This is a genomic window from Paenibacillus sp. FSL H7-0943, from assembly GCF_037963265.1.
Taxonomy (GTDB): Bacteria; Bacillota; Bacilli; order Paenibacillales; family Paenibacillaceae; genus Paenibacillus_AQ; species Paenibacillus_AQ odorifer.
Genome location: NZ_CP150148.1, coordinates 5,611,717 through 5,633,781 on the forward strand (window position 1 = coordinate 5,611,717; position 22,065 = coordinate 5,633,781).

Annotated in this window: 18 protein-coding genes; 4 read left to right on the forward strand and 14 right to left on the reverse strand. The window is 47.0% G+C overall.

The annotated features are described in order from the left end of the window. Positions 1 to 346: 346 nt before the first annotated feature. The 3 genes from NSQ55_RS24565 to NSQ55_RS24575 form a co-directional block, all read right to left on the reverse strand. Positions 347 to 1,003: an XTP/dITP diphosphatase gene (locus NSQ55_RS24565; protein WP_339169545.1), complete on the reverse strand. Its 657-nt coding sequence runs from the start codon at positions 1,001 to 1,003 to the stop codon at positions 347 to 349. A 1-nt stretch (position 1,004) separates the two neighbouring features. Then, positions 1,005 to 1,763: a ribonuclease PH gene (gene rph / locus NSQ55_RS24570; RefSeq protein ID WP_339169547.1), complete on the reverse strand. Its 759-nt coding sequence runs from the start codon at positions 1,761 to 1,763 to the stop codon at positions 1,005 to 1,007. Positions 1,764 to 1,926: 163 nt separating this feature from the next. Then, complete coding sequence (locus tag NSQ55_RS24575) at positions 1,927 to 3,060, reverse strand: GerMN domain-containing protein (RefSeq protein WP_175617402.1); 1,134 nt, start codon at positions 3,058 to 3,060, stop codon at positions 1,927 to 1,929. 269 nt (positions 3,061 to 3,329) lie between these two features. On the opposite strand from NSQ55_RS24575, the gene NSQ55_RS24580 reads away from it, so the two are divergent. Then, entirely contained in the window at positions 3,330 to 3,938 is a 609-nt protein-coding gene (locus NSQ55_RS24580) for a phosphatidylglycerophosphatase A (protein ID WP_076129198.1), read from the forward strand. Between the two features lie 1,673 nt (positions 3,939 to 5,611). On the opposite strand, the gene NSQ55_RS24585 is transcribed toward NSQ55_RS24580, so the two are convergent. From NSQ55_RS24585 to NSQ55_RS24605, 5 genes are all read right to left on the reverse strand, one after another. After that, the gene (locus NSQ55_RS24585) at positions 5,612 to 6,622 is read right to left on the reverse strand and encodes an MBL fold metallo-hydrolase (RefSeq protein ID WP_339169549.1); all 1,011 of its coding nucleotides are present in this window, start codon (positions 6,620 to 6,622) and stop codon (positions 5,612 to 5,614) included. Between the two features lie 38 nt (positions 6,623 to 6,660). Continuing rightward, positions 6,661 to 7,395: a class I SAM-dependent methyltransferase gene (locus NSQ55_RS24590; protein ID WP_076186340.1), complete on the reverse strand. Its 735-nt coding sequence runs from the start codon at positions 7,393 to 7,395 to the stop codon at positions 6,661 to 6,663. Between the two features lie 152 nt (positions 7,396 to 7,547). Beyond that, complete coding sequence (locus tag NSQ55_RS24595; RefSeq protein ID WP_076186343.1) at positions 7,548 to 9,239, reverse strand: alpha-glucosidase; 1,692 nt, start codon at positions 9,237 to 9,239, stop codon at positions 7,548 to 7,550. Positions 9,240 to 9,310: 71 nt separating this feature from the next. Then, positions 9,311 to 10,966: a response regulator gene (locus tag NSQ55_RS24600; RefSeq protein WP_076279957.1), complete on the reverse strand. Its 1,656-nt coding sequence runs from the start codon at positions 10,964 to 10,966 to the stop codon at positions 9,311 to 9,313. Continuing rightward, positions 10,967 to 12,787, reverse strand: a complete 1,821-nt coding sequence (locus tag NSQ55_RS24605; RefSeq protein ID WP_339169554.1) for a sensor histidine kinase — start codon at positions 12,785 to 12,787, stop codon at positions 10,967 to 10,969. Positions 12,788 to 13,025: 238 nt separating this feature from the next. On the opposite strand from NSQ55_RS24605, the gene NSQ55_RS24610 reads away from it, so the two are divergent. From NSQ55_RS24610 to NSQ55_RS24620, 3 genes are all read left to right on the forward strand, one after another. Continuing rightward, positions 13,026 to 14,402 carry an extracellular solute-binding protein gene (locus NSQ55_RS24610; protein WP_076186349.1) on the forward strand — a complete coding sequence of 459 codons (1,377 nt, stop codon included), beginning with the start codon at positions 13,026 to 13,028 and terminating at the stop codon, positions 14,400 to 14,402. Between the two features lie 207 nt (positions 14,403 to 14,609). Beyond that, a complete protein-coding gene (locus NSQ55_RS24615; protein WP_036679565.1) occupies positions 14,610 to 15,494 on the forward strand; it encodes a sugar ABC transporter permease in 885 nt (294 codons plus the stop codon). Positions 15,495 to 15,521: 27 nt separating this feature from the next. Then, positions 15,522 to 16,412, forward strand: a complete 891-nt coding sequence (locus tag NSQ55_RS24620; protein ID WP_036679567.1) for a carbohydrate ABC transporter permease — start codon at positions 15,522 to 15,524, stop codon at positions 16,410 to 16,412. A gap of 92 nt (positions 16,413 to 16,504) precedes the next feature. Here the strand turns inward: NSQ55_RS24620 and NSQ55_RS24625 are convergent, their stop codons facing one another. The 6 genes from NSQ55_RS24625 to nifE are packed head-to-tail and all read right to left on the reverse strand — an operon-like array spanning position 16,505 to position 22,034. Next, on the reverse strand, positions 16,505 to 17,635 hold the full coding sequence (locus tag NSQ55_RS24625; protein ID WP_280753694.1) for a homocysteine methyltransferase: 1,131 nt from the start codon (positions 17,633 to 17,635) through the stop codon (positions 16,505 to 16,507). Beyond that, positions 17,632 to 18,384, reverse strand: a complete 753-nt coding sequence (locus NSQ55_RS24630) for a HesA/MoeB/ThiF family protein (RefSeq protein ID WP_076146351.1) — start codon at positions 18,382 to 18,384, stop codon at positions 17,632 to 17,634. The genes NSQ55_RS24625 and NSQ55_RS24630 overlap by 4 nt, the downstream gene beginning before the upstream one ends. A 38-nt stretch (positions 18,385 to 18,422) precedes the next feature. Continuing rightward, positions 18,423 to 18,989, reverse strand: coding sequence for a DUF269 domain-containing protein (locus NSQ55_RS24635; protein ID WP_339169560.1), 567 nt, complete (start codon positions 18,987 to 18,989; stop codon positions 18,423 to 18,425). After that, positions 18,973 to 19,377: a NifB/NifX family molybdenum-iron cluster-binding protein gene (locus NSQ55_RS24640; RefSeq protein ID WP_076186358.1), complete on the reverse strand. Its 405-nt coding sequence runs from the start codon at positions 19,375 to 19,377 to the stop codon at positions 18,973 to 18,975. The genes NSQ55_RS24635 and NSQ55_RS24640 overlap by 17 nt, the downstream gene beginning before the upstream one ends. Further along, a complete protein-coding gene (nifN, locus tag NSQ55_RS24645) occupies positions 19,343 to 20,680 on the reverse strand; it encodes a nitrogenase iron-molybdenum cofactor biosynthesis protein NifN (protein WP_339169561.1) in 1,338 nt (445 codons plus the stop codon). The genes NSQ55_RS24640 and nifN overlap by 35 nt, the downstream gene beginning before the upstream one ends. After that, positions 20,670 to 22,034: a nitrogenase iron-molybdenum cofactor biosynthesis protein NifE gene (gene nifE / locus NSQ55_RS24650; RefSeq protein ID WP_076303287.1), complete on the reverse strand. Its 1,365-nt coding sequence runs from the start codon at positions 22,032 to 22,034 to the stop codon at positions 20,670 to 20,672. The genes nifN and nifE overlap by 11 nt, the downstream gene beginning before the upstream one ends. Between the last annotated feature and the right edge of the window lie 31 nt (positions 22,035 to 22,065).

The window sequence follows — 22,065 nt, forward strand, 5'->3', positions numbered from 1 at the left end:
GCAGAGTCATACTCATTCTCTGGGGCTTACGTTACGGACCCAGTTGACGTTATTTACAAATTTCAAGCCTTTGGAGCTGTGTTTCGGACTCCAGTGCTGCTATTCCTTATGAAATGCTTCTATTGGGGTGTTTTTCGTGCCCATAGCGACTTTGGGGTCCATTAGAATCTCAATTATCGGATATAGCTGCGTTTAAGGTCAGCTGTGTCCGGGTAGCCGCTTCATACGGGTAAATGTGCTAGAATCGAACGAAGCTTGATGCTTTGTTTAAGGGAAAGGAATAAAAAACGGGGGTGCCCAGCAGCCATTTCGCGGCTTTTGGACACCCCCATCTTTATATAAAAATCTATTCCTGCGATAGGCCGCCTTCGGCTGCCAGTTTTTTCTCCAGATTTGCCGTCAGCAGTCGCAGTGCAGTTCCTCGATGGCTAATCTGCTGCTTCTCTTCCAGCGTAAGCTCGGCCATAGTTTTTTCATGTTCCGACAGATAAAATAGCGGGTCGTAACCGAAACCGCCAGCACCTGATGGTTCTGAAGTAATCCAACCTTCGACCGCACCTTCTGCGGTTAGCTCCTGCTTGGAAACTGGATCGTACAGCGATAAAGTACAGACGAACCTAGCCGTGCTCAGCAAAGGCTGATCTGTGTCTTCCCCCTGTTTCAATCTCTCTAGCTCGCTTAGCAGCTTTAGGTTATTTTCCCCATCCGTAGCGTCTTCACCGGCAAAACGTGCAGAGTACACACCCGGTCTGCCATCCAAAGCATCTACACAAAGACCCGAATCATCAGCGAGTACCGGAATTCCAAGTGCATCACCCACGGCTTTGGATTTTTTAAATGCGTTTTCTGCAAAAGTTGCTCCGTCTTCTACCACATCGGGCAGATGCGGATAGTCATACATACTCTTAACTGTCAGGCCCAGCGGGGCAAAAGCGTGCTCGAATTCGCGCACCTTCCCCTTATTCTTCGTTGCGACAATGAGAATATTGCCCGTGGAATTCATGTTACACCTCTTGGCCCGGTTGGCCGGAAGGGATTTTCAGAGCAATCACTCCGAGCGCTTCTTTTTGCGCCGCAATCAGTTCATAAATTCCCTTCTCACCTAGACCTAATAATAGGTCCAGCTCTTGACGCGAGAATGGTCTTTCTTCGCCAGTCCCTTGTACCTCAACAAAAGCACCGCCGCCGGTCATGACTACATTCATATCCACTTTGGCTTTGGAATCCTCTTCATAATTCAGATCGAGCAATGTTTTATCCCCTACAACACCTACACTAATTGCTCCCAAAAAGTCTGTTATAGGAAAAACAGCCAGCTTGTGCTGTAGTGCAATTTTATTAATAGCAAATGCCATGGCAACAAAAGCGCCTGTTATCGAAGCCGTCCGAGTTCCCCCATCCGCCTGAATCACATCACAATCCAGCGTAATACTGCGTTCACCTAACGCTTGTAAATTCACCACGGAGCGAAGCGCACGGCCGATCAGCCGCTGGATTTCCATTGTACGTCCGGTAAGTTTACCACGTGCAGCTTCACGTTGATTACGGGACTGGGTGGCCCGAGGAAGCATCGAATATTCGGCAGTTACCCAGCCTTTTCCTTGTCCTTTAAGAAACGGAGGCACTTTTTCCTCTACAGTAGCCGTACAAATAACTTTGGTGTCTCCCATCTCAATGATCACGGAGCCCTCAGCATATTTATTCGTTTGGGTCGTTATTGTCAGCGGCCGTAATTGGTCGTCAGTTCGCCCGTTTGATCTCATCTTTTCTGCCTCCTACATCGTATAGCTAATAGTTTAGTGTGAGTCCCGTTTCCCTGTTGTTCATTGCGGCAGTTCACCGTTCGGGACGTTACGTCTTTTTGAGCAACTTTTATTCTACCAAAGAGGAGGCACAAAAGCATCTTTTAAACCTTAGAAGGTCATTCTATAACGGGAGCTCGTTCAAAAATTCAGGTGCAGAAACAGGTTTGCTATAATCCACATTGTCAGTGTCAGTAATCGATTGTTTGCCGTTCAAACGAATTTGAACCAGAGCATCTTCCGTATTTTGCGCAACAGTCAGAACAACCGATTCCAGCAATTCGGCAGGAACTTCCTTCCCATCTGCGAACATATCGTCAGTCAAGGATACAGTAACAACACCGTTTTGTCCGGCTTCAACCGAATCAAGTGATGTCCCCTGTGTCATAACCATTTCCAGACCGTCTCCGGATTCAGGTCCCGCAATCAGTTCATTGATAGCAGCAGTCAGCTGTTCTTGCCCTGCGGGTACAAAGCGCGTAACCGGAACATAATATTGGATACCGTCAGGAGATGTTGTGGAAAAATAAACAGTAACCGCACTAGAGTTCATCAAAGATGGACCTTGTTTTGGCAGGTTAATGCCCATTGTGCGGGACAGCGGGCGATCCAGCGGAGTGCCTTGAAGCGGCATTTCCGTAAGCTTTTTACCATCTACCCAGAACTGCACACCTTTAATGTCATCTTGACCGGTAAGTGTCCAAGTGATCGCTTCAAGGATTTTGCGTTCATCCGCAGCATCGTAGTTGTTAAATTCCGAATTGAACTCAACAACTGCCAGATTCGACTTGTCTACCGTAATGCTTTGCACCTCAGTTCCAGCTGGTAGAATGCCTTGGAAGCCTTCTGGCAATGAGGACGCATATTCTCCCTTATTCACTAATGCCATTAAAGAGTTCTTGAGCGTGCTGGAATCTTTGCTTTTTGGCAGATTTAGCGACACTGGAGCGAGTAAGCCATTTCCATCTTCCAAATATACGGTCGTCCGGTCACCGGAAGCCGTTGCTTTATCCGTTGCTTTAGCGGTTTTGGTGCTGTCCTTCACAACTGCTTGTGCATCATCCTGAGCCACTGGACCAAATACACCTGAATCCAAAGTATTATTTCCCTCTGTCTGTAACATCTGCGCTTCAACCTCAGGTGGCGGAGCATCAATCGATGCTGATTCCGAACCGAACAAGCCGCAACCGGACAGTGCCAGTGGAACTGCGAGTAGGCAGACTGCGGAAATCCCGCGGATTTGTTGCATTGTTTTCATCATTTATTACCCCTTTCAAGGTTAGATAGCATTTGTACTGCTATGTATACGAGACCTTTGTCCAAAAAATAACAACTGCTTATCCTAAATTGTTGGAAAAGCCTGTGCGCTTTATTTTCAGGTTAGGTTGGATCTAGATTTTAATTCACATAGACTCCGTTTTCTGGACAAATACTTTTTCTAAACGTACAATCTGAGATAACACCAGCGCTTAACATCATGCTAACGAACGTTGTAATGCAAAGACTTAACTTACGAGGTGACTAATCATGGCTGATGAACCAATCGCAAAAATACCTTACAGTCTGAACAGCAAGGCAGTCGCAGATGCGACCAAAATGTGGTTGAATAAGCGTGGAGTAAACCTGCAGGAAATCGCAGAGCTCGTTATGTTTCTGCAAAAAAAATATTATCCAAACTTAACGATGGAAGAATGTGTCCATAACGTTGAGATGGTACTCAGCAAACGAGAAGTGCAAAATGCGGTACTTACGGGCATTCAATTGGACATGCTCGCGGAGGAGGGGAAGTTGTTTCCGCCGCTTCAGGATATGATCGAAAATGATGAGGGATTATACGGAGTGGATGAGATTCTGGCTTTCTCCATCGTAAATGTATATGGGAGCATTGGCTTCACCAACTATGGTTATGTGGACAAGCTTAAGCCAGGCGTTCTTGAACGGTTGAACGACAAAAACACCGGGCAGATTCACACCTTCCTCGACGATATCGTCGGCGCGGTAGCCGCTGCAGCTAGTAGCCGAATCGCACACCGTAAGCAAGCGGAGCGTGAGATAGACCTCGAACTTCCGCATTCACCTGAGGATCGCGAAGAAGCTGCAAGGAAACTTGCAGAACATGAAAAACAACCGGAGTAACCGGTGTTTTGGGTACACTCTGAGAATTAAAAAGCGATTGTTTCGTAGCCCTTGCGGGTTATGAGACAATCGCTTTTTTAAGGTTGGGTTGGGTTGGGACCGTTTTAGGGAAAAACTCCCTAAAAAATACCGAAAATCGTTCAAAACCTAAGTTATTAGGGAATTCTTCCCTAATAACTCTACGAAAACCTTAATTTATAGCTACATTCGTAGATTATTAGGGAGAAATTCCCTAATATCCGCTCTACACCCTAACAAACCTCAAAAAACAGGGAGAAATTCCCCAATTAGTCAATACCAACACTTAGTTACTCGGCAAGATGTGTTTCTACCCACGAATAGCGGCATCTGAGTCCGAATGATCTGTGTGACACATGAGTAAGTAATCAAATCTGAGCCCGAATGATCAGCATGACGCATGAGAAAAGTAATCAAATGTTAGTTGGGTAATGCGATCGGACTCAGGTGACACTATACTCACATATCCTCTTTGATTTGGACACTTTCGGACTCCAGAGTCGCTATTCACTCAAAAATGACCAATAACAACCCTCTGCACTAGCAATAACGCCTCTCCGGTCCGATACTCACCTCAAAAGTCCCAAAACCCACGAATAGCGGCATCTGAGTCCGAATAACCTGTGTAACGCATGAGTAAAGTAATCAAATCTGAATCCGAATGCTCAGCGTAACGCATGAGTAAAGTAATCAAATGGTAGTTGGTAATGCGTTCGGACTCAGGTGACACTATACTCACATATCCCCATTGATTTGGACACTTTCGGACTCCAGAGTCGCTATTCACTCAAAAATGACCAATAACAACCCTCTGCACTAGCAATAACGCCTCTCCGGTCCGATACTAACCTCAAAAGTCCCAAAATCCACGAATAGCGGCATCTGAGTCCGAATGATCTGTGTGACGCATGAGTTAAGTAATCAAATGTTAGTTTGGTAATGCGATCGGACTCAGGTGACACTATACTCACATATCCCCTTTGATTTGGACACTTTCGGACTCCAGAGTCGCTATTCACTCAAAAATGACCAATAACTACCCATTACTCTAGCAATAACGCCTCTCCGGTCCGATACTCACCTCAAAAGTCCCAAAACCCACGAATAGCGGCGTCTGAGTCCGAATAACCTGTGTAACGCATGAGTAAAGTAATCAAATGTTAGTTGGGTAATGCGGTCGGACTCAGGAGGCCCTATTTCCATAAAACACCCTTAATTTAGTCACTTTCGGACTCCAGAGTCGCTATTCACTCAAAAATGACCAATAACAACCCTCTGCACTAGCAATAACGCCTCTCCGATCCGATACTCACCTCAAAAGTCCCAAAACCCACGAATAGCGGCGTCTGAGTCCGAATGACCTGCATAACGCATGAGTAAAGTAATCAAATGTTAGTCCAAATGATCAGCGTGACGCATGAGTATGTATCAAATGTTAGTTTGGTATGTGGTCGGACTAAGGAGCTCAATATTCATATAAATAGCACCGAATTATACTCTCTACCTAGTCACTAAAACCAAAGCCCAAAAAAGAGCAGTCCCAATAACACAGGACTGCTCTATTCCTCTACTAGATCATAACATTCACATCTAAATTCATTTCATCATTCATCACTCATCATTCATTTCATCACTCTTCGATCGCGCTAGAAACTCTAACTAACATGGTCACCAGCACTTTCAGATGCTGCAAACAATATAACACCGTCCGCCTCTATCATCACTGCCCGCTCCCGGCGCATCAGCTCCGCCAGATGCGCCAGTGTCTCACTCATCGCAAAGCGCATCTGGTGAACGGTGGTTACCCGGCTGCGAAACAGAATTTCGCAGACGGCGAAGCCGCTCAGCGGGCCGTTTGCGAGCAAGGCTGCCGTGGTATCCAGCCGCTCCTCATGATGAGCGAGCAGACTGCTGACCCGGTGCGCGAAGCCCGTGAACGGTTCCCGATGACCCGGGAACGCCATGCTGACCGGGTAGCTCCCCAGCTCCCGCAGCCCCTGAAGAAACGTCTGCAGCGGCTGTGGATCGCTGCCTGGAAGCAGGCTGACATTGGGCGAAATCTGCGGCAGCACAGCATCGCCGCAGATCATTTGCCCGCTGCCCGCATGATAGAAACTCACATGTCCCGGTGCATGTCCGCCAGTTACAATCAATTTCCATTCACGGCCACCCATCCCGAAAGGCTCTACCTCATTCAGATAAGTTGCAACCGGCTGCGGCTCCACTTGCGCGTCAAAGCTCTCCAAATGCGCTTTTATTCCACTCGACCATTCTTCCGACATTCCGTGTCTGATGAAATATAACGGCAAAACTTCATTGATATCCGTGTCACTGCCCCACATCAACATCGCTTCGGCATGAGCACGTTCAGTCATCCATACTTTACATCCGGTCTGCGACTGCAACCATCCCGCCAATCCATAATGATCGGGATGATGATGCGTTACGACGATATCCCGCACGTCCTTCCACGACAATCCCAGCTCCTGCAGGATCGCATGCCAGCATTTTTCTGTCTCCGGGCTACGCGGACCCGGATCGATAATAGTAATTCTGCCATCCTCATCGGGAAGAATATAGCTGTTCACTTGACGAAGCGGCGAGTCCATGGGTACCGAGACCTGAAGAATGTTCTCGTCCCATGAAGTGATATCCGCCTTAGACATGGTGCGATCACCGCCTTTGAATCTTTTTCCTGATACCATTACGATCGAATTCCACTAAAAATCATCCGCGTGGAGCTTGCTGCATTATAAACCTCATCTTCATAGCTGCCATGCACAGCTTCGAGCTGTAAACCCGCTTCCTCGATCATTCCGCTGAATTTCTCCAAGGAATACAGCTTCACACGTTCATGATATTGACGAGGTGTAGAATCATTCTTAGAGGTTAAAATGATGTCCTTCTTCACATACCCATCCTCGATCCGCCGCGACTCATCAATCAGATTCTTTCCATCCTCACGGGTAGAATGCGGCACCAGATGACGAATCACATACGCAGGGTTCAGATAATCAATAACAAACTTGCCACCCGGCTTCAACATCCGATAGATTTCACGCAAAACCTTTACCTGCTCCTCATCCTCTTCAAAATAACCAAAGGAAGTGAATAGATTAACCACAGCATCGAAACCTCCTATTAACGGTAGGTCGCGCATGTCAGAACGCAGCCAAGTTACCTGCTCCGCTCCTTTTTGAGATCTTGCCTCACGCAGTAATACCTCTGATAAATCTACTCCAGTTACCTCGTACCCTGCTTCCGCAAGCGCCAGTGAATGACGTCCCATCCCACAACATAAATCCAGCACTTTGGAGCCTGGCGGTAGTCCCAGCCACGAGATCATTCGTTCAACTTCTTTACGAGCTCCACCAAAGTCTCGATGTTTGTATACGACCAGATAATCCTCTCCGAAGCTCTTTTCATACCATTCAGTCATGTTGTCTCTCCTCCCACAGGCGTCTTCCTGTAACTCCACTCTATGTATGTTAATGTATCGCCATTGTACAGTCTTTTACTCACAAACTCAAAGAAGAGTTGTCACAGTGGAGCGCTCAGCCCCTTCATGACAACTCATTCCTGTAGCTTCCCTTACACAAGCTGCTGCAAATATACTCGCGCTTCATAAGGACGAAGTTTAAGCGGTTGGATCTGCTCATCTTTTTCTACGGAATAATTAGAAATTAACAGCTCAATATTGTCTGGTTGGAACTCCGCTGGCCATTCGAATACAGGCTCTCCATCATAAAAATTCAGAATAACCAGCAGCCGCTGATCTTCTAATGTCCGAGTATACGCATATATCTCTGTATGCTCTGCGAGCAGCAGCCCATAGGCTCCATAAACGATGACTTTGTGTTTTTTTCTCAGGGCAATCAGCTGTTTATAGTAGTTGTAGATGGAATCGGGATCTTTAATCGCATTGCCAGCGTTGATCTCCATATAGTTGGAATTTACTTCAATCCAAGGAGTCCCCGTCGTAAAACCACCTGCGTGACCATCGTCCCACTGCATCGGGGTGCGGGCATTATCCCGGCTTTTATGATGAATGGCAGACATAATCTGCTCTTCTGGAACGCCGTTTTTTCGCTTTTCTTCATAATAATTAAGCGTCTCTACATCCCGGTACTCATCAATGGATTCGAAACAGACATTCGTCATTCCAATTTCTTCGCCTTGATAAATATAAGGTGTGCCTTCCAGCATGTGAATGAAGGTCGCCAGCATTTTAGCCGAAGGAATCCGGTAAAAAAGGTCGTTCCCAAACCGGGACACTGCGCGCGGCTGGTCATGGTTGCAGAGATAATTCGCATTCCAGCCTTTGTCATGCAGAACCGTCTGCCAATTACTCATAATCTTTTTCAGCTCCAGTAGACTCCATGGAACGACATCCCATTTTCCACTACCTGCCGAAGCGGCATCCAGAAACATATGCTCAAACTGAAAAGTCATATTCAGCTCCCGGCGACCATCACCTACATAATCAAGCGCCTGCTCCGGTCCAAGTCCTGAAGTCTCTCCTACCGTCATAATATCGTAGAAATAAAGCACTTTATCATATAAATTCTGTAGCAGGGTATGCACATCTGCCAGATTGGAGAACATTCCATAAGCCCTTACGGTAGGTGTTCCACCTGGATTATCCGCATCCGGGTAACCTTTCGTCTTCACGATATGTGCAATGGCATCAAAGCGGAATCCGTCCACACCCTTCTTCAGCCACCATTCCACCATCTCATGCAGCTTATCAATGACCACCGGATTCTCCCAGTTCAGATCAGGCTGATATTTGGAGTAAAGGTGAAGGTAATATTCATCCGTCCGCGGATCAAGCTCCCACACCGAGCCACTGAAATAAGACTCCCAGTTATTCGGGGGTCCCCCATTTTTTCCTTTTCGCCAAATATAGTAATCCCGTTTCGGATTATCTTTCGACGATCTAGATTCAACAAACCATGGGTGCTCATGTGACGTATGGTTCAGAACCAAATCCATCATCAGCTTCATCCCACGTGCGTGCATCTCCCTCAGCAAATGGTCAAAATCATCCATCGTGCCAAATTCCTTCATAATGTCACAGTAATCACTGATATCATAACCGTTATCATGGTTTGGTGATTTATAAATAGGGCAGACCCAAATCACGTCTACACCTAAATCCTGCAGATAATCCAGTCTGGATATGATTCCTTGCAAGTCTCCAATCCCATCTCCGTTACTATCCATGAAGCTAATCGGATAAATTTGGTACACGACACTCTCTTTCCACCATTTCGGGTTCATTTCTCGGTTACCTCCTATTTAGCTATATGTAGAGTTTAACCACACAAAGCCTAGTAGATAACAATTTACTCCTACTTCCCTAGTCCCTTTTGATATTGTGAGGGCGTAAGTCCGGTCCATTTCTTAAAAGTAGCACTGAAGTGGCGTTCTTCCCCATAGCCCACTAACTTTGCAACGGCGTACATTTTTAAGTTTTGGCGGAGCAGCTTTTTTGCCTCTTCTACCCGGTATTGATGCAAGTAATCGAGAAAATTCACACCCAGCTCCTGGCGGAACAGTGAACTTAAATAAGTATTAGATACATAAGCTTCCTTCGCAACATACTCCAGAGACAGATTGGTATTATATTTGTTACGGATGATCTCGAGCGCTGTAACTACTGTTCGATGCAGAGGGCGATGTTTAGAAAAAGCCTCCACCACATTCTGCATGATCTTATTCAGGATCGTAGACAATTCCTCCAGCGTCTCGATCTGTGGTGCCTGCTCCATCCAATTGACCAAATGCTGCTTCCATTCGAATCCAGCTACTTGTTTTTCCTGCGCAAGCCTCTTAAGGCGAACGACAAAAGCTGTTGCCCGAATATTCACCTCCTGCTTGAGGCATCCGGGGTTTCCGCGAAAGCGTTCCAGCCATTGCTCCAGCAGATCGAGGGCAAGCTCATTACTTCCTGCACCGACTGCCACAAGCATCTCATCCTCCAGCACATTTAATTCAGGATCATCTAAAATCCCGATCTCCTGTGCGCCACCCCCAATAATTCCCGAGCCTTCTGTAAAAAAATAAACGCCGCCTTTCCCGTTTAGAAAGCGAGATTCCATAGCCTGAAGCGCTTCTTTATAAGACAGATGAGCTTCCGAAATATCCGCACGACAGGAGCCTACAGCAATACTGATTGACAGCTTGAGGTATTTCTCCAGATTGCTTTGCAGCATCCCGATCTGCTCTTTCAAATAGATGGGGGTTCGGTAAGACTTGCGAGAATCCGTTCCAGCTAAACCACTGCCGATCCAGAGCAGGAGATTGCCATCATGAAAGGTCTCGATTTTTCCTTTATAGATAGGAGACAAGGTCTCACTAATAATATTTAGGGCCGCGTAACGTAAAAGTACAAAATCCTGTCCAGACCCACCGGCAGAGGGAGGATCAAAATCAAAGCTGACCAGCCCAATCTGCGGACCTTCGTGACTAATAGCCATAGCTAACTCACCGATCAGCTCCTGCCGCCGCTCCAGCGGAACCGGAGGATGATGAATCCATTGGGACAGCACTTGGCTTTTGACAAGCGGTGCATTTTTATGCCAGGAACGATCTCTTTTTAGCTGTTCATTCTCCTGACAACGCTGCCTTTCAATTAGCTCCTTAGCCTTGAGTACCGTCTTCAGAATTTCCTCCGGCCGGCACGGCTTCAGCACATAATCGACAACCCCCAGCGCAATCGCTTGTTTCGCATAAGAGAACTCATTGTAGCCAGATAAAATAATCGAGCGAAAGTCGTAACCGCGACGCCGTCCAGCTTCGATTAGCTCCAGACCATTCATCTGCGGCATGCGGATATCCGTTAACAATAAATCCGGCTGTTCAGACTCCATCAGAGCCAGCGCTTCACTTCCGTTCCCCGCTTCGCCCATTACCTCAATCTGATGCGAATTCCAGTCAATCATATTGACGATACCCTCACGGATGGTGTCTTCGTCTTCAGCAATCAGCAGCTTCAGCTTCATCATTTAGGGACCCTCCACAGTGATATGAATGATAATACGTGTGCCTGCTCCTTCTACACTCTCTACTTGCAATGAGGCTCCGGCAAAAAACAAAGCTAAACGTTCCTGTACATTCGAGAGCGCAAACCCCGAACGTCCAGCATTCTCCTCTTCCTCCGAAATAGAGCTTCCTCTCGCTAAACGCTGATGTAGCTCCTGAAGTCTTTCCGGCGTGATTCCCACCCCGTTATCTTGAACTTCGAGCACAATAGTCCTATCTTTGCGGAAGGCGCGAATCGAGATTAGTCCGCTTCCAGCCAGTGGCTCGATCCCATGAATCACTGCATTTTCCGCCAGTGGCTGGAGCAGCAGCTTAGGAACTGTAAAATCCTTGATACTCTCATCCAAGGTAATTTCGAACTCAAAACGTTCTCTAAACCGATTTTTTTGCAGGAACAAATAATTCTTTACAAGCTCTACTTCCTGTTCCAATGTAAACGTATCCCGCCCATCATTTAAGCTCAGCCGGAATACTTGAGAAAGCGAATAGACCATATCCGCTATTTCTTTGTCGCCCTTCTTCTCAGCTTCCCAACAAATCGTATTCAGCGTGTTATATAAAAAGTGCGGCCTGATCTGCGCCTGAAGCGTTTTCAATTCTGCTTCCTGCTGCTTCAGTTTGGAGGCATATACATCATTGATGAGCGATTTGATCCGCTGCACCATTAGATTATAACCATGGCCCAAGAGACCAATCTCATCATTTCCTTCAAAAAATACGCGCTGCGTGAAATCCCCTGTCTGGAATCTGCGCATGGAGCGGGAAAGTTTTTTCAGCGGTTTCGTTATTGAGGCGGCGGCGAGCCAGGTAACCATTAAGCTAACTGCTAAGCACAGAAAAGCGATCGTCACCGTGACCTGTGAAATCTGCCCCAGCTCTTTGACAAGCTGCCGTTTGGAATGCACCACCACTACATACCAACCCGTCGTTTCTGACTGCAGATGCGAGACAATCCACTGTTTGTGATCCGCTGTAGACTCCAGTCTCTCCTCTAGGTTCAACTTAGGGTCGCTGTCCGCAAAATACGGAAGATCAAGATCTCTTTTGCCGATCCAGCTCCGGTTAGAAGCCGTAATGATGAGTCCGTCTCGATCTACCACAAACATATCTACATCATCTTCAGAGTTGTCTAGATATTGGCTTCCGATCTTTCCAGCATCGACCCCGATCACCGCTAGCCCTGCCGGTTTTAAAGTATATACATTCTTGATAATTCTGGAAAGTACAATCTTATGATAATGATCACCAACAAATATGCCATCCGTGGGTCTGGACAATCCAAAGGTTGGACTGCCTGCGGCTTCAACGGCTTCCTTGTAGTACGAGGTTTGGACAAAGTTAGAGAACTTCATGCCAGTCGTCAATCCGGCTTGGTTCGCAGCAAAAGGCTCCGCCCCGTTATTCTGGTCTTCCAAAGAGTATAGAATCAGGGATTGAATCGAGTTGCCAGCGACCATCAGGTTGGTGACCGTTTTAAATACGGAATTACGTTCTTTTTGTGCTTCTGACGACACTAAGAGCCGCTGCACACTTTCATCCAGAAAGAGTGTATTGGAAAAAGAAATCATTCCCCTCACCATCTCATCAATCTGCTCTGCTGTTTTTCGGGTCAGGTGATCCTGTGACTGTTTCATTTTCTCCACCACCTGCTGCGAAGAGATCTGATAGGAGTTCCACCCCATAGCAAATATAGTCACGAGAAGCAGCGGCACAAACCATAATAACAGCTTAAACTGGAGCGGAAGATGGCGATAACGGCTTAATAAGCGGATGTTTCGATTCATGAGAACCACCTTCATGTATAATCAATAAATGTGTAAACCAAGTATAACTGAAATCATTAAACCCTGAACCAGCTTTTTACAATCACTGAAAAATGCCTACATAGTTCTTAAATATGGACCATGTTTCTATCGGTCATAAACTCTTAAGATGGGGATGCAAGAAGAAACGACATTGTCGTCCTCGTTTGATGACAGCCGTTCTCGTGGAAATATATCTCATAAAAAAGGTGGGTTTTTGATGAAAGGTAAAGGAATAAAGCTAGCACTTATGAGTCTAATGCTACCAGCTCTGCTGGCAGGCTGCGGTGGCGGAAATAACAATGCGAAAGCTACCAATGCACCTACAAATGACAAGGCCGAAGCTACTGCCGAAGCAACAGCTAGTGCAGGGGAAAACACACCCGCCGAAAAAATCACACTGAAGTTCTTCACCGCGCTCGCGGATCGGGCCAATGGTTCAGGTAAGGTAGAGCAAGACATTATCGATGCTTACATGAAAGAGAACCCTAACGTCAAGATTGAAGTGGAAGCGCTTCAAGATGAGCCTTACAAATCAAAAATCAAAGTATATGCCTCCAGCAATCAGCTTCCCGATATCATTCAAGCCTGGGGTCAGCCCTCCTTCCTGAGTCCGCTGCTGGATAACGATCTGCTGCTTGAACTGAACAGTGCTGACTTCGAAGGTAATCAGTTTGTGTCCGGATCCATGGACGGCTTCAGTAAAGACGGTAAGCTTTACGGCTTGCCGCGTGGTGCCGACTACATGGTGATGTACTATAACAAAAAAATATTTGCTGACAACGGCATCGAGGTGCCAAAAACAACAGATGATTTGCTTGCCGCCGTCAAAACACTTCGTGCCAAGAAAATTAACCCGATCGCTATGAATGGTATGGACGCTTGGACACTGCCTATCTGGTATGAATTTGTAGCCCAACGTCAGACTGGCGATTTCAATACAATGGATGAAGCTGTGGCACGTAAAATATCCTTTACAGATCCTAGTCTGGTTGCAGCTGCAACTGAAATGCAGCAATTCGCCGATGCTAAAGGTTTTGCCGATGGCTGGCTGACTGCCGATTACGGTGCTGCACGCAACTTGTTCGGACAAGGGCAAGCTGCCATGTTCTTTATGGGCGCTTGGGAGTCGGGTCTGGCAACAGACGAGAACTTCTCTGAAGAATTCCGCAATAACGTAGGTGCTTTCGCATTCCCAGCTTCAACTAAAGGTAAAGCAACCGATGATGCCGCTTGGTATGGTGGTGGATATGCAGTCAGCAAAAACTCCAAACATGCTGAAGCCGCTGTTGATTTCTTGAAATATTTCTTCGCTCCAGAGCATTGGTCTAAAATGCTATGGCAAGCTGGCGCGGGTACACCTGCGCAGCAATTCGATCAATTCCTAACGGGTAACGAAACCCAGCTGCAAAAAGAATTGATTGAAGTGTTCAGCTCCATGACCTCTTCCAGCGGTACTCCACTGCAGGATGTGGGTGACGATGAGTTCAAGCAAAAGGTAATGGAGGCGCATCAAAGCCTGCTTTCTGATGCGATTACCCCTGAAGAATTCGCCAAAGCACTGGATGCTGCATCCGATAAATTCGCTGGTAAATAAACCAGAGAACTACAAAAAACATGAACCTTAGCGCTCCTGAAGTAACCTTATAGATGGCAGTGCGCAAACCCCGGCTTCCCCCAGAGGCCGGGGTTTTGTTTTCGAAAAAATGTATACACCGATCTGAAATTTACGGCATGTTCCGGTGCCTGGCTTCCCGTTACGATGGTAATAGATAGATTACTCTTTAAAAGGACGGAGATTTCCATGCACAGAGTGTTAAGCGACAAAAAAGCGATATTCTTACTCATCGCACCTGGACTGTTCCTATTTGCTTTTATGATCTGCATCCCTATCTTCATGAGCGCTTATTACGGTTCTACGGATTGGGGCGGAATCGGCAAATACAATTTCATCGGCTTTGATAACTACCGCGAAATTCTATTTCATGACAAAGTGTTCTGGAGATCGCTGGTCAATGCCCTGCTCCTGACCGCCGCCACTGTATTTTTACAACATCCCTTTGCCATTCTCATGGGGATATTCCTAACCAATTCCGGCAAATACGAAAAAATATTCCGGACGATCTTTTTTATCCCCGCTGTAATTTCCGTCGTCGTTACAGCCAAGCTGTGGACCGGAATTTTCCATCCGAACTACGGACTGCTCAACAAGCTGCTAAGCGGAGTTGGATTGGACGCACTTACGCATGATTGGCTCGGTGATCCGAAGACAGCCATCTGGTGCATCATCATTGTTGTTATGTGGCAAGGCTTTGGGTATGCACTGCTGCTGTATTATTCAGGTCTGCAAGGCATTCCGGAAGATTTAAGCGAAGCCGCAAGAATCGATGGCGCCAACAACTTTACCCTCTACACGCGTATCATCATTCCGCTGCTTTCGCCGATGATGCGGGTTGCCATCATCATTGCCGTCACCACCTGTCTTAAGCAAATGGAAACCGTATTCTTAATGACCAACGGTGGCCCTGCAAATAGCACACAGTTCCTAGGGAACTATCTTTACAAAACCGCCTTCTCATCATCGCTATACGGCTATGGTAATGCCATTTCGATTCTGTTTATTGTGTTCTGCCTGATCCTAACCGTTATCCTCAACAAGATTTTAAAGAAAGATATCGGAGAATTTTAAAGAAACCCTGTAACCGGAGGATATCCTATGAATAATTCCTTATCGCCTGCCGCTTCACCCCCTAAGCTAAACCTTCACAAACAAGAACGCAGAAAGCCTACAACGGGCAAAATTCTAATGATGGTGTTCCTGTGTATCATCGCGTTGATTCAGTTATTTCCGCTTATTTGGTTGATCGATTATTCCCTGCTCAAGAGCGGTGAGTTCTTCGGAAGCTCATTTCTGAAATGGCCCTCTCCACCCCAGTGGGAGAACTATCGAAACGCTTTTACCTACGGGCGTGTGCCACGTTATTTTGCCAACAGTCTTATCATTACAGTGATAACTGTTATGCTCTCTGCGCTGGTGTCCCTGATGATGGGATATGCGTTTACCCGGATGAAATGGAAGCTAAGTGGCATTGTCCTCTCTCTAATCATGTTAGGCATGATCATTCCCATTCACGCCACATTGCTGCCAAACTTCATTCTGTTTAACAAGCTTGGGATGCTGAACAATATGTACACATTGATTTTGCCTTACTCAGCCATTGTCATCCCCATGAGTGTCCTGATTATGACCGGGTTCCTGGAGACCATCCCACGGGCCATTGAAGAGTCCGCCGTTATTGATGGCAGTGGCATTTACGGGTTAATCTTCCGTATCATCCTGCCCATCACCAAACCGGCGCTGGCAACCATCTGTGTGCTCAACTTCATCAGCACTTGGAATGAATTCATTATGGCGAATACCTTCCTCACCTCGGAAGATCTTAAGACGATTCCCTTCTCCATTATGAAATTCACTGGTGAGTATTCATCCAACTATGGTGCACAGTTCGCGGTTATGACGATAATCGCTATCCCCACCATCCTGATCTACCTGCTCTTCACAGAACAGATGACCAAGGGTATTACCGCTGGAGCGGTTAAGGGCTAACACAATAAACTTAATCCTAACAACATTAAAAGGCTGACAAGACAGGTTTCGTACCCGTCTTGTCAGCCTTTATTCATTCTTACTAATATCTCTTACGGTCGTTGCCAATCCTCCCTCAGCCATTCAACCAAGAGGAGCTCTGGCACATTCACTTTATTAACTTCGGCATAGTCTCTCACCCGTTCAAGCAAACGTCCCGCGGTTCCAGCACTAACCTCTAAACCATGTGCGTTCAGAACATGTATGATTCCACCACTTCCGGAATGTTTACCTAACACAAAATGATGTGCTCTCCCCACCTCTGTGGGATCAAAGGTCTGGTAGGTGGCTGTTTCTTTCAACAAACCGTCAACATGTATCCCAGATTCATGTGTGAAGGCGAGTGATCCGACGATTGGTTTGGCATCGCCGACACTTCGGCCCGAGGCTGTGATCACCCTATCCGCCAGCCCTTTCAAACACTCCGGACGTACGCTGCTCTCTCCGCCATAAAGATAACGCCAAGCCATCACTACTTCTTCCATTGCTGCATTCCCGGTACGTTCACCAATCCCTGCTACCGTAGTGCTTGCCCAGACCGCACCCGCGGCAATACCGCTAAGTGTGTTTGCAGCCGCAAGACCAAAATCATTGTGGCAGTGTACCTCAAGCTCTACATCTACAGGAACAGCACTAAGTAATGTGCTTACCCGCTCTGCCATTTGACCCGGATGATGAGCAGATACCGTATCTGCATAACGGAACCAACGAATGCCTTCTTTATATAATGTATTTACCAGTTCAACCAGGTACTCCATACTTGCCCTTGAAGAGTCCTCCATCCCCACCGACACAGTCATTCCTAGCCGTTGACCATATTCCGTCGCATGCAGTAATCTTGTCAGACCTTTGGCAGGTGTTAAACCTAGCTTACCTTGTAATTGAATTTCCGAGACAGGGATCGATACATGACTCCAGTTCACACCCGTCGCCCAAGCTTTGTCGATATCACTTTCCAAAGCCCGATTCCAAGTCATCATCTTCATAGGTAGACCTAAATCAGCGATAGCCGCAATATCTTCTTGCTCTTGCTTGCCCATGGCAGGAATTCCTACCTCTGCTTGCTCCACTCCGCATTCCGACAGCAACCTTGCGATTTCCAGCTTTTCTTCCCTCGTGAATGAAACTCCAGCCGCCTGTTCACCATCCCTAAGTGTCGTGTCACATAGCCTGAGACTTTTCACGGTTTACCTTCCTCTCCGCAGCAAGTGCAATTCGGATTACGGGTAATATGGACGCTGTAACAGGCGAAGTCGAGTGAATTGAAGCGATGCATTACGCCCGCATAAGTCGTCCCTACCCTTGTAACCCATTTTACGGCTTCCAACGCAGCCAGACAACCCGCAATTCCGGAGGTCGCTCCCAATACTGGAAAGCCAAACGGTTCCCATTCTGGATTCACATCCGGATAAAGACACTCTAAGCAAGGGGTTTCACCAGGTATAACCGTTGTTAGTGAAATCTCAAATCCATACATCGCCGCCTCTACCATTGGCGTGCCGGTTTCTACACATAGGCGGTTCAACGTATATCTTTCCGGAAAATCATACCGTGCATCAATCACTATATCGGCTTGTTCTACCCAAGGTTTTGCCATATTGTATTCAATCTTCGAATTAAATCCTTCCATTTCAACATTTGGATTCAGACGTTTTAGCTGCTGAATGGCTGTGCTCATCCTTTCCATACCCAAATGATCACTGTCCATCAATATCTGTCGATTTAAATCTGGAGGCACAATGTTTCCTTCATGCGCCAAGATCAGCTTGCCGATTCCGGCAGCAGCTAAATAAAGTGCGGCAGTGCCTCCAAGCCCTCCAATTCCAGCAATCATCACTGTAGCTTCTTTTAGCGCTTTCTGCCCGCCTTCTCCAAGCAGCTTCAGTTGGCGAGCGTATCGTTCCAGTTCGGTGCCGCCTACAAGCTGCTCCATGTTGCTCCCTCCCTGTGGCTGAGCTGCATCATTGGAATCTAACCCTCCAGACCATCCGTTCCATAAAGAGCTGTCATTTCATTAAATTTATCCATAAAGGCTAACCCTTCTTCTACACAAGCAACGCCGTAGCGAATTACTTTCTCCTCAGAGGTAAAAGGAAACGGAAAACCTGCTCTCAAGCTTTTTAACACAAGAATAATCCGATCACTATATAAAAGAGCACGCCCAAATCCTTCCCCGTTTATTTCAGATGAACTCTGAACCAGAACCCCACTCTTCTCCTCGATCACGCCCGCCACCGCCTGAAACAAGAGAGGAACCTGCAAACGGACTTTTGGAGAAGCCGCGCAGTTAAAATCAGATTTGTTCTTATCTTCAGGGGAAGCGAGAAACAATCGTTCGATCTTCTTCTGTGGTGAAAGAGAAGCATGTCTTCCAAAAAAGTCTTCTGTATCAAGCAATTGACACAACCGCCGTATGAACATCTCTGCTATATCTTTATTCAGCTCTTTCTCCGTGGTTCGACTACGGTGTTTTAATGCTGATGCTTCCGGAGCAACCCGGACCTTTAATGCAGCACTCTCATTAGCTATGGGATCCATCTACACTCGCCCCTTCCGCTTCATTTTCAGCATGTAATACCTTGGCTAGCCACATTGGTGGTTTGCCCTGTAGCATTTCAACAATCCGCTTCACTTGCTCATCAATAGGACTGCCTGGTGGAACCTTTACCGGCATAATTTTACGACGTGTGACTCTTGCCGCTGCTGAGGCTCCAATCTGCATGATGAATATTAGCGTGCAATCCTCTACCACCTCCAGACGACTCTCTATTTTGCCTGCTTCATCCTGATTGAGAATCGTTGGCAGTTTACGAAGACCTATAAGCTCCCCGCCACTTTTGGTAACTTTATAAATTGCGAACATCGGACTCTGCCCAAAATGGGCATTCACTCTAATTCCATCCTCTGTAGCGAATGCTACTTTCACGATGTTCCTCCTCCCTTCGCATTAACAGATTCGCCGCTTTATTCGTCCACTCCATCGCTCCCCGATACCCTACAGAAGTGGCCATATAAGCACCAAGCTCATTCCAAACGGGAAATCCAGCCGCCATAAATGCTGCATCTAACCGCGCCGCTCCATTTATCCCATGTGAGTTACCGATCCATAAATCTGCACCTTTACCCAAAAACTCAACATCATCCAGATCACCGACCCATACCTCTCGTTCCATCTCAACCACCAAAGGAGTTTCATAGGAAGTGACCAGGGCCTTTTGCTCCACCCCCAGCTCTTCGAGCCAAGAAGATACGGTATACAAATGATCTGGCTCCAGCGCAACAAGTGCAGACATTCCCGCAAATTGAAAATGAGCATCCAGCATGCTATCCAATAAATTCTCTCGTTGCCAGCAATAACGAAGCTGTACCGGCTCCCCGCTAATTTGATGCAGAAATTGCAAAATATCATCCGTTGCTTTAAGCCCCATAGCACTCTCGAATACTTTGTAGGGAGTTCCCAGCGCATTATGCAGTCTTCTAGCTGGACGCTCCATACTTCCGCCGATGGCAAGGGTTAGACCCGAATGCAAGCTTTGCAGCATCGAATCTAGAGGCACCCCACCTCTTGTTAGCGGTGAAAATCCTGTCAGCAGATGCCCAGACAAAGAGGTCGATATATCAGGTACAGCGATTACCTCAAAACCGAAGGAGGATATCATTTCTTTCAGCTCCATCACATCACCCGGCGTCAGAAACGATCCCGGCAAGAGGGTAATCTGACGTGAATTCACACTCCTTGAACCCCGATGGCCTACCTGCTGAATCATCTCATCAAGCATCGCCTCTACGGTAGAACTGAACCCCGATTCCAATGAACCACGAAAGTCTGGTAAGGTGACGGAAAAAGCAAGCCCACCCCGCATGCTCCGCTCCCTTTTATAGGTCTTGAGCATGGATTGATAATCCACTCCAGCCACATCCGTCAGCTCAGTCCCAATAATGCCTATAATGTCTGGTCGGTGTTTACTGAGTATGGTATTTAGAGCTTCCTCTAAATTACGATTCGCATCAAAGATTACATCCATCTCCTGTAAAGCAGAGGTCTGTACGGCTATAGGCTCGCGAAAATGCCGGGTAAGCAGCGCCTTCGGAAATGCGGAACAACCTTGCGCACCATGCACAATAGGCAATGCCTTGTAGCAGCCCTGAAATGCCAGTACGGAACCAAGGGATTGACCGATTTTGATTGGATTAACTGAAGTAGGTTTACTCCTTTTGTTAACGGTCATAGGAAGGTTCCTCCTTATCCCAGGGAGCGGCACTGGCAGCCAGCTTCCAGATTGGATTAGCAAGAGAATACGTCAGCTCCTTAGCCAGCCTTAGTAAACCTTCGTAACCAGCATAGGCTTTGTGTCTTTCTTGATTAATATCGATAAACGGAATCTGCTCTTTCATTGCCACATACATATTCCGTCCGCCAGCAATCATAATATCTGCCTTACGATCCCGGACGGTTTTGATAATTCGGCTTGCCCCGCCCTCCGGGATATATTCGGTGTCATCACCAACACGATCCGCTATACGCCGTATATCATCTTCCGTGCTTTTGTTCGTGCCTACACCTACCACCTGAACGCCTAACTCCTTCAGTGCGGAAATAATCGACCAGCTTTTTACTCCACCCGTATAGAGAACTGCTTTCTTTCCTTTAAGCAGCTTGCGGTAGGGCCGCAGCTCCTGAATCAGTCTGCTTTCCTCTCGTTCCGTCAACCGATCCACACGCCGCTCCATCTCACGGTCATTCAGCAAATAAGCCATTTGACGTAAGGAATAAGTTGTCTCCTTGGCCCCATAGAAGGAGCCTTCGAAATAAGGAATGTGGTATCTTGCCTCCATTTCTTTTGCCAGACCTAACAATGCACGGCTGCACACAACCATATTCACTTTTGCATGATGTGCCCATGTAATTTCCTTATATCTTGCATCCCCTGTAATTCTGGACATTAGCGTAATTCCAACACTCTTCATTAATTTCTCGATATCCCAGATTTCACCCGCGATATTGTACTCCCCAATCAAATTCACACCTAAAGGAGTCTCCATTTCTGGTTCACCTGTGCCAATGACATATTGTAGCAGCGCTTCTCCAGCCAGCCGATTTCCGAGATTCTTACTGCCTACGAATCCGGGGCTGTTCACGGGGATCACAGGAAGTCCCAATCTGCCTGCCGCTTCCTTGCATACCGCATCCAAATCCTCGCCAATCAATGCTGTCACACAGGTCGCATATACAAATATTGCCGGAGGCATAAAGCGCCCGGCAATATAGTCAATGCTATCTTTGAGTTTCTTTTCTCCGCCAAAAATAATATCGTTATCGTTGAGATCTGTAGTGAAACCGTATTGTGAAAGTGATGGCCCGCTTGACAAAGCCCCTCTACTTTCCCAGCTATTCCCGGCACAAGCAGCCGGCCCATGGACAAGATGCGCAGCATCCATGATCGGCAGCAGCGTGATTTGGGCTCCGTCAAAGGAGCAGCCCCCAGCCGCTTCGCCCGGCTTGGGGCGTGGACATGGTTTCGATTTCGGAGTTAAGCTCCCGCAAGCTTGCGCGTCGGATACATCGTTTCTGATGGACTCCATCGTACCACCTCCCGTAACTGAATACTCCTTA

Bases quoted from the DNA above. Each gene is read 5' to 3' on its own strand.
- NSQ55_RS24565 (WP_339169545.1), bottom strand. From the start codon at position 1,003: ATGAATTCCACGGGCAATATTCTCATTGTCGCAACGAAGAATAAGGGG.
- NSQ55_RS24635 (WP_339169560.1), bottom strand. From the start codon at position 18,989: ATGGATCCCATAGCTAATGAGAGTGCTGCATTAAAGGTCCGGGTTGCT.
- NSQ55_RS24630 (WP_076146351.1), bottom strand. From the start codon at position 18,384: ATGGAGCAGCTTGTAGGCGGCACCGAACTGGAACGATACGCTCGCCAA.
- NSQ55_RS24590 (WP_076186340.1), bottom strand. From the start codon at position 7,395: ATGACTGAATGGTATGAAAAGAGCTTCGGAGAGGATTATCTGGTCGTA.
- NSQ55_RS24620 (WP_036679567.1), top strand. From the start codon at position 15,522: ATGAATAATTCCTTATCGCCTGCCGCTTCACCCCCTAAGCTAAACCTT.
- nifN (WP_339169561.1), bottom strand. From the start codon at position 20,680: ATGACCGTTAACAAAAGGAGTAAACCTACTTCAGTTAATCCAATCAAA.
- NSQ55_RS24575 (WP_175617402.1), bottom strand. From the start codon at position 3,060: ATGAAAACAATGCAACAAATCCGCGGGATTTCCGCAGTCTGCCTACTC.
- NSQ55_RS24580 (WP_076129198.1), top strand. From the start codon at position 3,330: ATGGCTGATGAACCAATCGCAAAAATACCTTACAGTCTGAACAGCAAG.
- nifE (WP_076303287.1), bottom strand. From the start codon at position 22,034: ATGGAGTCCATCAGAAACGATGTATCCGACGCGCAAGCTTGCGGGAGC.
- NSQ55_RS24595 (WP_076186343.1), bottom strand. From the start codon at position 9,239: ATGAACCCGAAATGGTGGAAAGAGAGTGTCGTGTACCAAATTTATCCG.
- NSQ55_RS24615 (WP_036679565.1), top strand. From the start codon at position 14,610: ATGCACAGAGTGTTAAGCGACAAAAAAGCGATATTCTTACTCATCGCA.
- NSQ55_RS24600 (WP_076279957.1), bottom strand. From the start codon at position 10,966: ATGATGAAGCTGAAGCTGCTGATTGCTGAAGACGAAGACACCATCCGT.
- rph (WP_339169547.1), bottom strand. From the start codon at position 1,763: ATGAGATCAAACGGGCGAACTGACGACCAATTACGGCCGCTGACAATA.
- NSQ55_RS24610 (WP_076186349.1), top strand. From the start codon at position 13,026: ATGAAAGGTAAAGGAATAAAGCTAGCACTTATGAGTCTAATGCTACCA.
- NSQ55_RS24605 (WP_339169554.1), bottom strand. From the start codon at position 12,787: ATGAATCGAAACATCCGCTTATTAAGCCGTTATCGCCATCTTCCGCTC.
- NSQ55_RS24585 (WP_339169549.1), bottom strand. From the start codon at position 6,622: ATGTCTAAGGCGGATATCACTTCATGGGACGAGAACATTCTTCAGGTC.